This is a genomic window from Thiomicrorhabdus cannonii (assembly GCF_013391695.1).
GTDB lineage: Bacteria > Pseudomonadota > Gammaproteobacteria > Thiomicrospirales > Thiomicrospiraceae > Thiomicrorhabdus > Thiomicrorhabdus cannonii.
Window position 1 is genome coordinate 1 of record NZ_JACBGH010000009.1, and the last position, 14,223, is coordinate 14,223.

The following is a 14,223-nucleotide window of genomic DNA, read 5'->3' on the forward strand; positions in this document are numbered from 1 at the left end:
GACTATATTGAGTACTATAATCACAAACGCATCAAGCAGAAACTCAAAGGCCTGAGTCCGATAGAGTATCGAAATCAGGCCTTGGGTACCGCTTAACTAAAATGTCCAAGTTTTTGGGGTCACTTCAAAATCCGGTTTTTTTTATCTTTGCGTAACTGCGCCAATTAACTGCGGTCAATCAACTACGATATTCGGCATTAATCTTCACATAGTCAAACGAGAAATCCGTGGTCCAGACCGTCTCTTTGGCCTCACCGCGGTGCAACTTGATCAGGATATTAATATCCGTTTGCTTCATCACCGCCGCGCCCTGCTCTTCGGTATAAGAAGCCGCACGCCCGCCTTTTTCAACGATACAGACATCGTCCAGATAGATTTCAATCGCGTTGATATCCAAGTTTTCCAAGCCTGCACGACCTACCGCCGCCAGAATACGCCCCCAGTTGGCATCCGACGCGAATAGCGCGGTCTTAACCAGCGGCGACAACGCCACCGCATGCGCTACCTGCAAACACTCTTTCTCGTTGTTGCCACCCTCGACGATGACACTCACAAACTTGGTCGCACCTTCACCGTCACGCACAATCATCTGCGCCAAGGCGATCATCATCTCGGTGACTTCCGCGGCGAATTGCTGGTACTCGGCAGAGTCGACCGAATCGATCACCGGCATGTCCGCCTGTTGCGTGGCGGTCAAGGTACAGGCATCGTTGGTGGAGGTGTCGCCATCCACCGTAATACGGTTAAAGGAGACCTTGACCGCGTCGCTCAAACACTGCTGCAGACAGGCCTGGGTGATCTTGGCATCGGTTGCCGCAAAGCCAAGCATGGTCGCCATATTCGGGTGAATCATCCCCGACCCCTTGGCAATGCCGGTCAGCGTAATACTGCTGTTGCCGATCTGCACGGTTTTGCTGTAGGTTTTAGGCACGGTATCAGTGGTCATAATCCCCGCACAGGCCCCCTCCCAACCGGTAATGCTCAAACCGGCAGAGGCTTCGGCAATCCCCAGCTGCATTTTTTCCATCGGCAGGTTCTGGCCAATCACGCCGGTCGAAAACGGCAGGACTTCCTGGGCGCTGCAGCCCAGCTCATCCGCCACCCACTGGCAGGTCTGCAAGGCATCCTTCAACCCCTGCTCACCGGTACCGGCGTTGGCGTTACCGCTATTGATCAGCAAAGCACGCGGCATCTGTTTTTGCAGATGCTGCTTGGCGACCGTGACCGGTGCCGCACAAAAGGCGTTCAACGTAAACGTAGCGGCGGTAACGGCTTCCGGCACCATTTCAATCACCACCAGATCGGTCTTGCCGTTCTTTTTGATTTTGGCCTGGGTGGAACCCAAATAGAAACCGGCAATCGGATGCATAGAGCTTTGCTGTGACATCATTATTCCTTAATTAAAGGGTGAGTTTGATTAGATTGTTTTTGCGCATCATATCGCGAATTGCAACGCCAGAAAATACAAAGCCCACAAAAATGTGGGCTTGGAAGCATTAACGGCACCTAAAGTTTACTTAACTCAATTTACCGCAACACTGCTTGTATTTTTTACCCGAACCGCACGGGCAAGGATCGTTACGCCCCACCTTGGGTTCTTCACGACGGTAAGTACCGGCCTGCTCAGATTCGCCACCCTCACCCTCTTCGGCATGCTGAACCGCATCGGCAATGCCAGCCGCAGCGGGATGGGTCGCTTCCAGTTGTGTCGGACGCTCGGCAATCTGCTGCTGCTCGTATTCGTCCACATCACGCGCGCCTTCAATCTGCACCCATGACAACACCTTGACGGTTTCCAGCATCACCGCATTCAGGAAGCCTTTAAACAACTCGGCCGATTCACGACGGTACTCCTGGAATGGGTCTTTCTGGGCATAACCGCGCAAGTGGATGCCGCGGCGCAGATAATCCATCTCCGCCAAATGCTCGCGCCACTGCTTGTCGATGGTGCGCAACAGCACCTCTTTTTCGAAATGATGACGCGTTTGCGGATCCACCACCTGCATTTTGGTGTTGTAAGCTTCCGTCAATTCGTTTACCAGCTTGTCGCGCAGTTTCTCTTCGTAGAGGTCTTTATCCGCCGCCAGCCAGGCCTGAATATCGAGTTGCGCACCCAGCTCTTCATGCACGGCCTTTTCCAATCCAGGAATATCCCACTGCTCTTCCAAAGAGCCTTGCGGCACATACATGTCGACGATGTTGTTGATCACCTCTTCACGCAGGGATTCGATGGTTTCGGTCACATCGTCGCTTTCCATCAGCTCGTTGCGTTGCGCATACACCACTTTACGCTGCTGGTTGGCGATATCGTCAAATTTCAACAGATTGGCACGCTCGTCCTGATGCATGCGCTCGACCTGCTTCTGCGCGCGTTCGATCGACTTGGTGACCATGCCGTGCTCGATCGCTTCGTCCGATTTCATGCCAAGACGTTTCATCATCCCCTTGACCTTATCGGAGGCGAAACGGCGCATCAGATCGTCGTCCAGCGACAGATAGAAACGCGTCAGGCCCACATCACCCTGACGGCCTGAACGGCCGCGCAGCTGGTTGTCGATACGGCGCGATTCGTGACGTTCCGAGCCAATCACCTTCAAACCGCCGAGCTGCAATACCAGATCATGGCGCGCTTGCCATGCGGCTTTGATCTCAGCAATCTTCTCAGGCGTGGGGTCCTGCAGCTGCTGCAGTTCCAGATCCAGATTACCGCCGAGCACGATATCCGTCCCGCGACCGGCCATATTGGTGGCGATGGTCACCGCGCCCGGTAAGCCGGCCATGGCGATGATATGCGCTTCGCGTTCGTGCTGTTTGGCGTTCAGTACATTGTGCGGAATACCGGCCTGTTGAAACAGACGCGACAGCAGCTCCGACATTTCAATCGATGCGGTCCCCACCAGCACCGGCTGCTTGGTTTCATGCGTCTGACGCACATCCTCGACAATCGCGGCAAACTTGGCTTCCATATCCAGGAAGACCAAATCCGGCAAGTCTTTACGCTGCGGCGTTTTGTTTGGCGGAATCACCACCACTTCCAGCCCGTAGGTGGCCATAAACTCGCCCGCTTCGGTGTCGGCGGTACCGGTCATACCGGAAAGCTTCTCGTACTGACGGAAATAGTTCTGGAAGGTAATCGACGCGAAGGTCTGGCTTTCCACCTGAATCTTGACGCCTTCTTTGGCCTCGACCGCCTGATGCAGGCCGTCGCCCCAGCGGCGCCCCTGCATCTTGCGTCCGGTGAATTCGTCGATAATCACCACCTCGCCGTTCTCGACGATGTAATCACGGTCTTTCTCGAACAGCAGGTTGGCGCGCAAGGCCGCATTGACGTGAATCATCAAACCGATATGCGCCGCATCGTAAAGACTCTCGTCTTCGCCGATCAGCCCCAGTTCGCTCAGCATCTGCTCGACCTTCTCGTGCCCCTGATCGGTCAGATAGATCTGACGCGCCTTCTCGTCGATGGTGTAGTCGCCGGTACTGGTTTTGTTTTCAGTGTCCTCTTCGCCCTGTTCCAGCTTGGCGACAATCGGGTTGATCTGACGGTAAAGCGCCGACTTGTCTTCGGAAGGGCCGGAAATAATCAGCGGGGTACGCGCTTCGTCAATCAGAATCGAATCGACCTCGTCCACCACCGCAAAATGCTGGCCGCGCATGACCTTCTCGGCGGTAAAAATCGCCATATTGTCGCGCAGATAGTCAAAGCCGAATTCATTGTTGGTACCGTAGGTGATATCCATGGCGTAAGCCAACTGCTTTTCCTGCTGGCTCTGGCCGCTCAAAATCACGCCGGTTGACAGGCCCAGGAATTCAAACAACTGCCCCATCCACTCGGCATCGCGTTTCGCCAGATAGTCGTTGACCGTGACGACATGCACGCCCTTGCCGGTCAGGGCGTTCAGGTATACCGGCAGGGTCGCCACCAGGGTCTTGCCCTCACCGGTACGCATCTCCGGAATCTTGCCTTCATGCAGGGTCATGCCGCCAATCATCTGCACGTCGTAGTGACGCATGCCGAAGACACGTTTGCCGGCTTCGCGCACCACCGCAAACGCTTCCGGCAGCAGGTCGTCCAACGACGCCCCATTCGCCAGCGAGGCCTTGAACTCCTCGGTCTTGAGTTTGATCTGCTCGTCGCTGAGCTGCGACAAAGATTCTTCTAACTGATTGATTTTTTGAACGGTTTTTTGGTAACGCTTTAAAATACGATCGTTACGGCTACCAAATATCTTCTTGAAAATGTTTAAGGCCATGTGCACAGGTTCCGCTCTAAACTACGGCCAGATACAACGTTAAAGGCTGCCTGGCATGGGTAATAATGCTGTAAAATGGGAGCCATTCTACCACATCTGTTTGATGTCATATTATGAAAGCCTTATTAAATAAACAAAGCGCGACGTTAGCAAATTTAATCGAAGAAGCCCAACTCTACCAGGCGCTTTTGCAGGTCGGCCAGGAAGCCTTGCCCGAGGTTCTCAAGCCGCATCTGGTTGGCGTGGGGTTCGAGCAGAACACTCTGATCCTGCAGATCGACGATAATCTGTGGAGCACCCAGCTGCGCTTTTTTGAACCGAACGTGCTGGCGATCTATCAGCAGCATTTTCCGCACTTGCGGTTACAGCGCACGCAGATACGGGTGCTGCCGATCAGCGAACCGCCCAGACCCAAACGCGCCGTGGCCACCACCCCTTCGGCGCAGGACGCCGAACAGATGCAGGCGATTGCCAGCGAAATCAAATCGCCGGGACTGAAAAAAGCCTTGGAACGTCTTAGTCAGCGCGCCGAACCCGCTTCGGAATAAGTGCTCATTTTCAGGCCGTAAAAACTCAACAGGCCGGGTAAGCGAACCTACCCGGCCTGTTCAGTTTTTTCTGGGCGTTTTCCGAAAACCTCAGGAAACGATCTTGCTGCTGCCGTATTGAATCGGCGCCGGCGCCTTGTCGAAGGTCACAATCTCAAACGCTTCAGGATGCGCCTGCAAGGCACGTAACAACTGGTTGTTCAACGCATGGCCGGACTTGTGCGCGGTGAACTCACCGATAATCGGATGGCCGATCATATACAAATCCCCCACCGCGTCGAGAATCTTGTGGCGCACAAACTCATCCTTGTTGCGCAAGCCCCCGGCGTTCATGACCCCTTTCTCATCCAAACCGATGGCGTTGTCAAGGCTCGCACCCAAGGCCAGATTCTTCTGACGCAGCATCTCCATGTCTTTCATAAAACCAAAGGTACGCGCGCGGCTGACCTCTTTGAAATAAGAGGTCGAGGAGAATTCCAGGGTCATTTTTTCCGCCGTGGCGTTAAAAGCCGGATGGTCGAAATCGATCGAGAAATTCAATCTGAAACCGTTGTAGGGATGGAACTCCGCCCAGCCGCCCTTGTCGTTCTCGACGCGGACGTTCTCCAGAATGCGGATAAACGCTTTCGGTTTGTCCTGAATCTGGATGCCAGCGGATTGCAACAGGAAGATAAAATGCGACGAACTGCCGTCCATGATCGGCACCTCATCCGAAGTGATATCGATATAGAGGTTGTCGATCCCCACGCCGGCCAAGGCCGACATCAAATGTTCGATCGTGGCGATTTTGATGCGCTCGCCGCGTTCTTCGTTGACAATCGTGGTACACAGCGTGGTTTCGCCGACGATTTCCGGGGTGACTTTGAATTCGACCACCGGCTCGACATCGATGCGGCGGAAGACGATACCGGTATCGACCGGTGCCGGACGCAAGGTCATAATCGATTCATGCCCGGTATGCAGGCCGATGCCTTTGGCTTTGATAGGGTTCGCGAGGGTTCTTTGATTCACTGACAACTCTGATACATAAGGCTTCATTCGGCAAAACGGAATGCAGCGCAAAAAAATTTTCAAAATTTTAACACAATTGTCATTCGCGCCATCATGAAATTAGCCAACGAATTCAACGTGCTCACCGCCGTGGCGAGCAACCTAGGCATCTTTACGCATCAACCAAGAATACAGAAGGATTAAAAACTCTTTTTAAACCAGTTCTTCATGCGGTTGAAAATATCCTCGGCGCCGACCGAACCGCGCGCGCCCTTCTCTTCAAAGGCCGCTTCGCCGATATGCTCCTTGGCGTACATCAACAAACCCACGGTGGTCGCATAGGACGGGCTGCCCACCTCATCGGTCAGTCCGGTCACGCCTTGCGGATAGCCCAGACGCACCGGCATATGGAAGACCTCTTCGGCCAACTCCACCGCGCCTTCCACCAGGGAGCTGCCGCCGGTCAGCACCACGCCGGCTGCCAACACATCCTCAAAACCGGAACGGCGCAATTCCGCCTGAATCAGCTGGAAAAGCTCCTCATAACGCGGTTCGATGACTTCCACCAAAGTGCGGCGTGACAGACAACGCGCCGGACGGTCGCCGACACTCGGCACCTCGATCTCTTCGTCCTGATTGATCAGCTGCGGCAAGGCGCAGGCATACTGACGTTTAATGTTTTCCGCCGCCTGAGTCGGCGTGCGCAAGGCTACCGCAATATCGTTGGTGACCTGATCGCCGGCCACCGAAATCACCGCCGTGTGGCGAATCGCACCGTTGTGGAAAATGGCGATATCCGTCGTGCCGCCGCCGATATCCACCAGGCAGACGCCGAGTTCTTTTTCGTCTTCGGACAATACCGCTTCGCTGGAGGCGAGCTGTTCGAGAATGATGTCGGCCACACCCAGATTGCAGCGCTCCACACATTTGATGATATTCTGCGCCGCACTGACCGACGCGGTGACCATATGCACTTTGGCTTCGAGACGCACGCCGGACATGCCGATCGGCTCGCGGATACCGCCCTGATTATCGATCATATATTCCTGAGCGAGAATATGCAGGACGCGCTGGTCGCCCGGAATGGCGATCGTCTTGGCCGCGTCCATGACGCGTTCGATATCGTCCGGCTGCACATCCTGATTGCGGATCGCGACCATGCCCATCGAGTTGAAACTTTTGATATGGCTGCCGGCAATGCCCACATAGACCGATTCGGCGGTAAAGCCGGACATGCGTTCAGCCTCGTCGATGGCGCGCTGAATCGACTCCACCGTGGCGTCGATATTGACCACCACGCCTTTCTTCAAGCCGCGTGACGGGTAAGTGCCCATGCCCACCACTTCAATTTCACCATCCGGTTTGATTTTGCCGATAATGGCCGCGATTTTCGACGTGCCGATATCCAAACCTACGACTGTATTTGAAGCTTGCTGTTTACGAGCCATGTTTTACTTTACCCTTACCACTTAAACGTTCTCTGAACGGAACGATTGCTAAATTTTATTGCTTGACGGCGGCTGCGCTGCCGCGTTTTACGGAAAAACCATTACTATAGCGTAAATCAAAAACCTGCGCTGAATTTCTAAGCGAATCCTGAAGTTGGCCGTAACTGGCGATAAAGCGCTGCAACTTGTGCGCCTCATCGCGGCGATCCAAAATGAGGCGTATGCCGTTGGCCATGTCGACCTCCCAAACGCCGTTGGCCGCTTCGCGCAGCCGGGCGACCGTCCAATCGAGCGGTTTGAGCGCCTGCTGAAACTGCGCCAGTTTAAGCAACAGAACCGCGGCGTTTTCCAAGCGGCCATCCAACCGGACAAACTGCTCGAAGCCCTTGATGCTGCGCGGAAAAAAGACTTCCCCGTGCTGATTGACCAGACCGTCTTCACCCCAGCGCGCCACGGGTTGCTGCTCGATCAGCGTGATCTTCAGCTGGTCGGGCCAGCTGCGTTTGACCACCGCCTGACTGACCCAATCCAGGCGTTGCAGATCGGCCTGAATCTTGTTGAGCTCCACTCCCCAGAAAGAGGCGCCAAGATAAGGCTGCATCACGGCATCTATCTCGGCCTGCGTCAACTGCTTGAGCGGCTGCATCAAGCGGTAGTCGTCAATCGGGCGCTGGCTGCTGGTTTCCCATTTATAGCCCAGCCAGCCCAAGACGCCGATTGAGAGCAAAACCAAGAGAAGCAATGCCGGTTTACGCAACGTCATAGACCCGGCCTGTTGAGTTTTTAAAACCCACTTTTTGCGTCATATAATCAGGCTGCCTTAAAGCGTGGTGGAAAGAATATCCACCACCAACTGCTCGAATGAGCGCCCCGCTACCTTGGCGGCCATCGGCACCAGACTGTGGTCGGTCATGCCCGGCACGGAGTTCAGCTCAATCAACCAAGGGTTCTGCTGTTCATCAAGCATCACATCGATGCGTCCCCAGGTGCGCGCACCGACCACTTCAAAAGCCTGCAGCGCAAGTGCTTGGATTTTCTGCTCGACCTCGGCCGGCAAACCGCAAGGGCAGATGTATTGGGTGTCGTTGGACTGGTATTTGGCTTCAAAATCGTAGAAGGCGTGCGAGGTTTTCAGCTGAATCAGCGGCAAAGCCTCACCGTTCAAGACCCCGGCGGTATATTCCGAACCGGTAATCCAGCGCTCGATCAGCACTTCGCTGTCATATTGCTCGGCAAACGCCACCGCGTCAGCCAGGTCGGCCAGATTATCCACCTTGCGCATGCCGATACTGGAGCCTTCATGGCACGGTTTGACAATCACCGGAAAGGGGATTGAAAACGCCGCCTTGTCAAACGGACGGTTGGCCGAAACCTGCACAAAATCCGGGGTCGGCAGACCCGCGCCGCGCCACAACCATTTGGTGCGCAACTTATCCATGGCAATCGCCGAGGCCGCCATACCGCTGCCGGTATAGGGCAGGCCCAAATCCTCCAGAACCGCCTGCACGGTACCATCCTCGCCCCAGCGGCCGTGCAAGGCGATAAAGGCGCGGTCGTATTCTCGGGCAACGGCTTGCAAATCCGCCAGAGTCGCGACATCGCAGCCAATGGCATCCACACCGGCGTTTTGCAGGGCCTGCGTCACCGCACGTCCGCTTTTCAGTGAAATTTCTCTTTCCGCCGCTTTACCGCCCATCAGCACGGCGACTTTACCGAACGCCTTCACGCCTTGTCTCCTTCATTCTGCTGCCACTGCTTGGCCAATTGACCGATACTGCCCGCGCCCATGACCAGCAAAACATCGTCGTCCTGCAACACCTCTTCGGCCACGGTTTCCAGTTGTTCCAAATCTTCCGCATAAACCCCCTGATGCGCGCCACGCAGACGCATGGATTGCAGCAGCGCCTTGGCGTCAAACCCGGGAATCGGCGTTTCACCCGCCGCGTAAACCTCGGTCAGAATGACCACATCGGGCTCCAATAACGCCTGCACAAACTCGTCGAACAGATCGCGGGTACGCGAATAACGGTGCGGCTGAAACACCAGCACCAGACGTTTGCCCGGAAAAGCGTCGCGTGCGGTCGAAATCGTGGCCGCCAACTCGGTCGGATGGTGGCCGTAATCATCCACCAAGGTCACATTGCGGCCGCCGACCAGACGCTGCGGATAGACCTCAAAACGACGCCCCACGCCGCCGAAACCGGCCAGGGCCTGCTGAATCGCCTCCACCGGAACATTCAATTCCAAACCGATGGCAATCGCCGCCAAGGCATTCTGCACATTGTGGCGGCCCGGCAGATTCAAGGTCACCTCGAAACTCTGCTCGCGCCCCACCAACACCTGAAAGCGGGTCTGCAAACCCATTGACTGCACATTGATGGCGCGCACGTCCGCGGCTTCATCAAAACCGTAGGTCATGAGCTTGCGCGTCAAGCGCGGCAGCATTTTGCGGATATTGGCATCGTCCAGGCAGAGAATCGCCAGCCCGTAGAACGGCAGACGGTGAATGAATTCGACAAAGGTGTTTTCCAGATTCTGGTAGTCACCCTGATAGGTTTCCATATGGTCTTCGTCGATATTGGTGACGACGGACACCATCGGCGACAGATGCAGGAAAGAGGCATCCGATTCGTCTGCCTCGGCCACCAGATAATTGCTCGACCCCAAACGTGCATTGGAACCGACCTGATTGAGTTTGCCGCCGATCACGAACGTCGGGTCCAAACCACCCTGCGTCAGCACCGCGGCCGTCAGGCTGGTGGTGGTGGTTTTGCCGTGGGTGCCGGCAATGGCGATACCGAAACGCATGCGCATCAGTTCGGCCAGCATTTCGGCGCGCGGAATCACCGGAATGCGCATCTCTTTGGCCCAGGCAATTTCGGAATTGTTTTTGGGAATGGCGGTGGAAACCACAACGACATCGGCGTTTTTGACATGCTCCGCTTCGTGCCCCAACTGAATCAAGGCACCCTGCTCCTGCAAACGGGCAACCGTCGGATTATGTTTCAAATCCGAACCGCTGACGGTATACCCCAAGTTTAAACAGACCTCTGCGATGCCGGCCATACCGACACCGCCAATACCGATAAAGTGAATCTGTTTAACCTTTTCTTTCATAATCCGCCTTTAACATTCATCGCGGCCTGCGCTCCAATAGCCCGCCACGCCGCTTAGTATATTTTGGCAATATGATACCTTGGATTGGAGCAAATCGGGGGCAATCTTATTGCAATTTTGAGGTGTCCGCAGAGGCGGAATCAAAAGTGGACAGGCCGGGTGCCTCGACGGGTTCGGGAATCACCCAGAAATACTGGGCGAGAATCGCGGCCAACTCGGAGGGTTTATGCAAAGGATCGGTGATTTCAAAATGATTGAGCATGGCGCCTTGCAGCACGCCCTTTTCAAGCGCCTCGTCTATCAGACGCAAAACGAGCTCCGCCGACTCCCCTTGCAACACCCCGGCTTCGGGATTCCACCACAGGAGCATTTCGGAAAATTCAGTTTGATGGGACACCAGCGGAATCAGCTCGAGCCGAATCCACTGTAGAGGAGTTGAAGAGGTCATAGAGTGCCTAGGTCGTAATAAAGAGGAAAAGCGTAGGTTCCTACTTTACTCCTAAACACCTCTAAAAGCACCCCGCAAAGTTACAGCAGCATCTCCTTGGCCTCTTCAATCGCCGCCACCAAGCGGTCGATATCATCGCGGTTGTTATAGACACCGAAAGAGGCGCGCACCGTGGCCGGCACATTGAAATGCTGCATCACCGGCATGGCGCAGTGGTGGCTGGCACGCACCGCAATGCCGTCCTGATCCATCAACGTCGCCAGATCGTGCGGATGGGCACCGTCCAAAATAAACGACACCACGCCACCTTTATGCTCGGCTTCACCGATAATACGCACCCCATCAATCTGCTTGAGGCGCTCGGTCGCATAACTCAACAGGCCGGCTTCATAAGCGGCAATGCGCTCCAAACCAATCGATACCATAAAGCGCATCGCGGCGGCCAGCCCGATGGCGCCGGCGATATTCGGCGTGCCCGCCTCGAACTTATAGGGCAACACGTTGTATTCGGTTTTCTCAAAGGTCACCGAATAGATCATATCGCCACCGCCCTGATAGGGCGGCATCGCTTCCAACAAAGCCTCTTTGGCGTAAAGCACACCGATGCCGGTCGGGCCGTACATTTTATGGCCGGACAGCGCATAAAAATCGCAATCCAGGTCCTGCACATCCACACGCATATGCGGCGTGGCCTGCGCACCGTCCACCAGGATTTTGGCGCCCACGGAACGCGCGATTTCGACCATCTCTTTGACCGGGTTAATGGTCCCCAAGGCGTTGGACATATGGGTAATGGCCAACAATTTGGTCTTTTCGGACACCAGGCCTTTCAGCGCGTTCAGACAGACTTCACCACGGTTGTTCATGCGCAGCACCGTCAGACGAATCCCCATCTGGTCACGCAACAGCTGCCACGGCACGATATTGGAGTGGTGCTCCATCTCAGTGACGATCACTTCATCTCCGGCCTGAAGATTGGCGCGACCCCAGCTATGCGCCACCAGGTTAATCGCCTCGGTGGTGCCGCGAACAAACACAATCTCCTTGGTGGAGCGCGCGTTCAAAAACTGGCGGCTGGTTTCACGTGCGCCTTCATAGAGTTCGGTGGCACGTTCGCTCAGACCGTACACGCCGCGATGCACATTGGCGTTTTGTTCACGATAGTAGCGCTCGATGGTGTCGATGACCATCTGCGGTTTCTGGGAGGTCGCACCATTATCCAGATAGACCAACGGCTGCCCGTTTTCACGTAGCTGCAAAATCGGGAACTGCGCCCGTACCTGTGCAAAATCCAACACACTGCCGTCCATTATCTTACCCACGCAACGTTTGCGACAAAATTTGAGCCACCCATTCGCGAATCGCGCCATGACTGACCACCTCGACCGGCTCCAACAGGAACGCCTCGGTGATCATGCGCACCGCTTGCGGGCGCGGAATACCGCGAGCCTGCAGATAGAAAATCTGCTCTTTATTAATCTGACCGGTCGCCGAACCGTGCGAACATTTGACGTCATCCGCATAGATTTCCAATTGCGGCTTGGTGTCCATCTGCGCACTGTCAGACAAAAGCAAGTTTTTGTTATCCATCTGCCCGTCGGTTTTCTGTGCCGCCCGCGCCACCTTGATCATGCCGTTGAACACGCCGACCGCCTCGCCGTCCAGCACATATTTATGCAGCTGCTGGCTAAAGCCGTGCTCCTGATTGTGTTCGGTATAACTGCGCGAATCGACCGTCTGCGCCCCTGTTGCATAACAGGCACTGTTCTGAATGGTTTCGATGTGTTCGCCGTTCATATACACATGGTTCTGATGACGCGAAGTGACACAGCCCAAGCCGGCATACAGCGTATTGAAACCGCTGTGTTCAGCCTGATAAACGAACTGGTTATTGAAGTAATAGCTCTGCTTATTCTGCTGCTGCAACACCACCTGCTTGACTCGCGCATGGGAAGCGATGTCGATTTCACTGACCACATTGGTCAGGGCGCATAAGTCGTCCGACAGGGAAACGTAGGCTTCCACCAAGGTCACGTCGGCATATTCGCCGACCGTGATGCGGTTGCGCAGGTTCGAAAGATGATTCGGCTGCGTCTGCACATGCAACACAAACAGCGGCATTTCCAGCACGGCGTGCTTGTCGATCTGAATCACCACACCGTCGTTCAACAGCATGGTATTCATAACCGCAAACGGTTCCTGTGCCACATCCTGCTGATGTGCCTGCAGCTGCACGGCCGATTCCGGCACCTGCTGCAGATCTTCAAATGACTCGATGGTCACCCCTTTCGGCAATGCAGACAGGTCGTCCGACAGGCTTTCGCTGAACCAGCCGTCCACCAGCACGATGCGCGTGGCACCAAACGACGGCAGAAAAGGCAGAATATCCGCCTGCGTCAGATGGCTGATACCTTGCAGACGGAAATGTGTCTGCACAAAATCCGTGAGCTTGGTATAACCCCAGTCTTCATCGCGGCGCGTCGGGAAGCCCTGTTCCAGAAACTGCGCTTTGGCGCTCTGACGCAACGCAGTTAGATAGGGACTTTCGGCTTTATTCAGATCATCGGACAACTGCGCATAATGCGTCATGGCCGACTGCATTACCGGTGTGAATTTCTTAGCCAATGCCTTACTCCCCTTGGTGCTGCTGGATGATGTCGTCGTAACCGTGCTCTTCCAATTCATGCACCAACTCAAAACCGCCCGACTTGACGATGCGGCCGTTGTACAGCACATGCACATGATCCGGCTTAATGTAATCCAACAGACGCTGGTAGTGGGTCACCACGATAAAACCGCGTTCCGGCGAGCGCAAGGCATTGACGCCATTGGCGACGATGCGCAGTGCGTCGATATCCAATCCCGAGTCGGTTTCATCCAGAATGCACAACTTAGGCTCAAGCAACGCCATCTGGAAAATATCGTTACGCTTCTTCTCGCCACCGGAGAAGCCGACATTGACCGAACGTTCCAGCAGATCGGCACGCATGTCCAGCAGTTTGATCTTTTCACGCGCATATTCGTCAAAATCAAACATATCCAATGGCGGCAAACCCTTTTCTTCGCGCACGGCGTTCACCGCCGTTTGCATAAACAGCTTGTTGCTGACCCCCGGAATTTCCACCGGATACTGGAACGCCAAAAACAGCCCCTTGCGGGCGCGTTCTTCAGGATCCATCTCCAACAGGTCTTCGCCGTTGAACGCAACCGAACCGGCGGTCACCTCGTAATCTTCACGCCCCGCCAGCACGCTGGCAAAGGTGCTTTTACCGGAACCGTTCGGCCCCATAATGGCATGAACCTCACCCGGCTTAACCTCCAGATTCAACCCTTTCAGAATCTGTTTCTCTTCAACTTGTGCTTGCAGATTTTCGACTTTCAACAACATGATTTAAATTCTTTTTTATTCGTAAAATGGT

The 14,223-nt window shown here is 55.0% G+C and carries 13 protein-coding genes; 2 read left to right on the forward strand and 11 right to left on the reverse strand.

The window, feature by feature from the left end:
• The coding region (locus HZ297_RS09400) for an IS3 family transposase (RefSeq protein ID WP_178862039.1) at positions 1–96 on the forward strand (96 nt) is incomplete at its 5' end.
• A gap of 82 nt (positions 97–178) precedes the next feature.
• Here HZ297_RS09400 and argJ read toward each other — a convergent pair.
• Entirely contained in the window at positions 179–1,387 is a 1,209-nt protein-coding gene (gene argJ / locus HZ297_RS09405) for a bifunctional glutamate N-acetyltransferase/amino-acid acetyltransferase ArgJ (RefSeq protein ID WP_178863125.1), read from the reverse strand.
• A gap of 130 nt (positions 1,388–1,517) precedes the next feature.
• The gene (gene secA / locus HZ297_RS09410; RefSeq protein ID WP_178863134.1) at positions 1,518–4,253 is read right to left on the reverse strand and encodes a preprotein translocase subunit SecA; all 2,736 of its coding nucleotides are present in this window, start codon (positions 4,251–4,253) and stop codon (positions 1,518–1,520) included.
• Positions 4,254–4,366: 113 nt separating this feature from the next.
• Between secA and HZ297_RS09415 the strand changes: the two genes are divergently transcribed.
• Positions 4,367–4,801: a DciA family protein gene (locus tag HZ297_RS09415; protein ID WP_178863136.1), complete on the forward strand. Its 435-nt coding sequence runs from the start codon at positions 4,367–4,369 to the stop codon at positions 4,799–4,801.
• A 90-nt stretch (positions 4,802–4,891) separates the two neighbouring features.
• Here HZ297_RS09415 and lpxC read toward each other — a convergent pair whose 3' ends face one another.
• The 9 genes from lpxC to sufC all read right to left on the reverse strand — a co-directional run bounded on the left by lpxC (position 4,892) and on the right by sufC (position 14,192).
• A complete protein-coding gene (gene lpxC, locus HZ297_RS09420) occupies positions 4,892–5,812 on the reverse strand; it encodes a UDP-3-O-acyl-N-acetylglucosamine deacetylase (RefSeq protein WP_178863138.1) in 921 nt (306 codons plus the stop codon).
• A 179-nt stretch (positions 5,813–5,991) separates the two neighbouring features.
• A complete protein-coding gene (ftsA, locus tag HZ297_RS09425) occupies positions 5,992–7,239 on the reverse strand; it encodes a cell division protein FtsA (RefSeq protein WP_178863140.1) in 1,248 nt (415 codons plus the stop codon).
• Between the two features lie 55 nt (positions 7,240–7,294).
• Positions 7,295–8,002: a cell division protein FtsQ/DivIB gene (locus HZ297_RS09430; protein WP_178863142.1), complete on the reverse strand. Its 708-nt coding sequence runs from the start codon at positions 8,000–8,002 to the stop codon at positions 7,295–7,297.
• 57 nt (positions 8,003–8,059) lie between these two features.
• Positions 8,060–8,965 carry a D-alanine--D-alanine ligase gene (locus tag HZ297_RS09435; RefSeq protein WP_178863144.1) on the reverse strand — a complete coding sequence of 302 codons (906 nt, stop codon included), beginning with the start codon at positions 8,963–8,965 and terminating at the stop codon, positions 8,060–8,062.
• Positions 8,962–10,356: a UDP-N-acetylmuramate--L-alanine ligase gene (gene murC, locus HZ297_RS09440; RefSeq protein WP_178863146.1), complete on the reverse strand. Its 1,395-nt coding sequence runs from the start codon at positions 10,354–10,356 to the stop codon at positions 8,962–8,964. Before murC ends, HZ297_RS09435 begins: the two co-directional genes overlap by 4 nt.
• 106 nt (positions 10,357–10,462) lie before the next feature.
• Entirely contained in the window at positions 10,463–10,804 is a 342-nt protein-coding gene (locus HZ297_RS09445) for a hypothetical protein (RefSeq protein ID WP_178863148.1), read from the reverse strand.
• An 80-nt stretch (positions 10,805–10,884) separates the two neighbouring features.
• Positions 10,885–12,114, reverse strand: coding sequence for an aminotransferase class V-fold PLP-dependent enzyme (locus HZ297_RS09450; RefSeq protein ID WP_281357434.1), 1,230 nt, complete (start codon positions 12,112–12,114; stop codon positions 10,885–10,887).
• A 4-nt stretch (positions 12,115–12,118) separates the two neighbouring features.
• Positions 12,119–13,429 (reverse strand): Fe-S cluster assembly protein SufD, encoded by a 1,311-nt coding sequence (gene sufD, locus HZ297_RS09455; protein ID WP_246261865.1) that lies wholly within the window; start codon positions 13,427–13,429, stop codon positions 12,119–12,121.
• 4 nt (positions 13,430–13,433) lie between these two features.
• Complete coding sequence (gene sufC / locus HZ297_RS09460; RefSeq protein WP_218644602.1) at positions 13,434–14,192, reverse strand: Fe-S cluster assembly ATPase SufC; 759 nt, start codon at positions 14,190–14,192, stop codon at positions 13,434–13,436.
• Positions 14,193–14,223 lie beyond the last annotated feature (31 nt).

Coding starts and splice junctions, on each gene's coding strand:
- murC (WP_178863146.1), bottom strand. CDS start 10,356: ATGAAAGAAAAGGTTAAACAGATTCACTTTATCGGTATTGGCGGTGTC.
- HZ297_RS09430 (WP_178863142.1), bottom strand. CDS start 8,002: ATGACGTTGCGTAAACCGGCATTGCTTCTCTTGGTTTTGCTCTCAATC.
- argJ (WP_178863125.1), bottom strand. CDS start 1,387: ATGTCACAGCAAAGCTCTATGCATCCGATTGCCGGTTTCTATTTGGGT.
- HZ297_RS09445 (WP_178863148.1), bottom strand. CDS start 10,804: ATGACCTCTTCAACTCCTCTACAGTGGATTCGGCTCGAGCTGATTCCG.
- sufC (WP_218644602.1), bottom strand. CDS start 14,192: ATGTTGTTGAAAGTCGAAAATCTGCAAGCACAAGTTGAAGAGAAACAG.
- secA (WP_178863134.1), bottom strand. CDS start 4,253: ATGGCCTTAAACATTTTCAAGAAGATATTTGGTAGCCGTAACGATCGT.
- ftsA (WP_178863140.1), bottom strand. CDS start 7,239: ATGGCTCGTAAACAGCAAGCTTCAAATACAGTCGTAGGTTTGGATATC.
- HZ297_RS09450 (WP_281357434.1), bottom strand. CDS start 12,114: ATGGACGGCAGTGTGTTGGATTTTGCACAGGTACGGGCGCAGTTCCCG.
- HZ297_RS09415 (WP_178863136.1), top strand. CDS start 4,367: ATGAAAGCCTTATTAAATAAACAAAGCGCGACGTTAGCAAATTTAATC.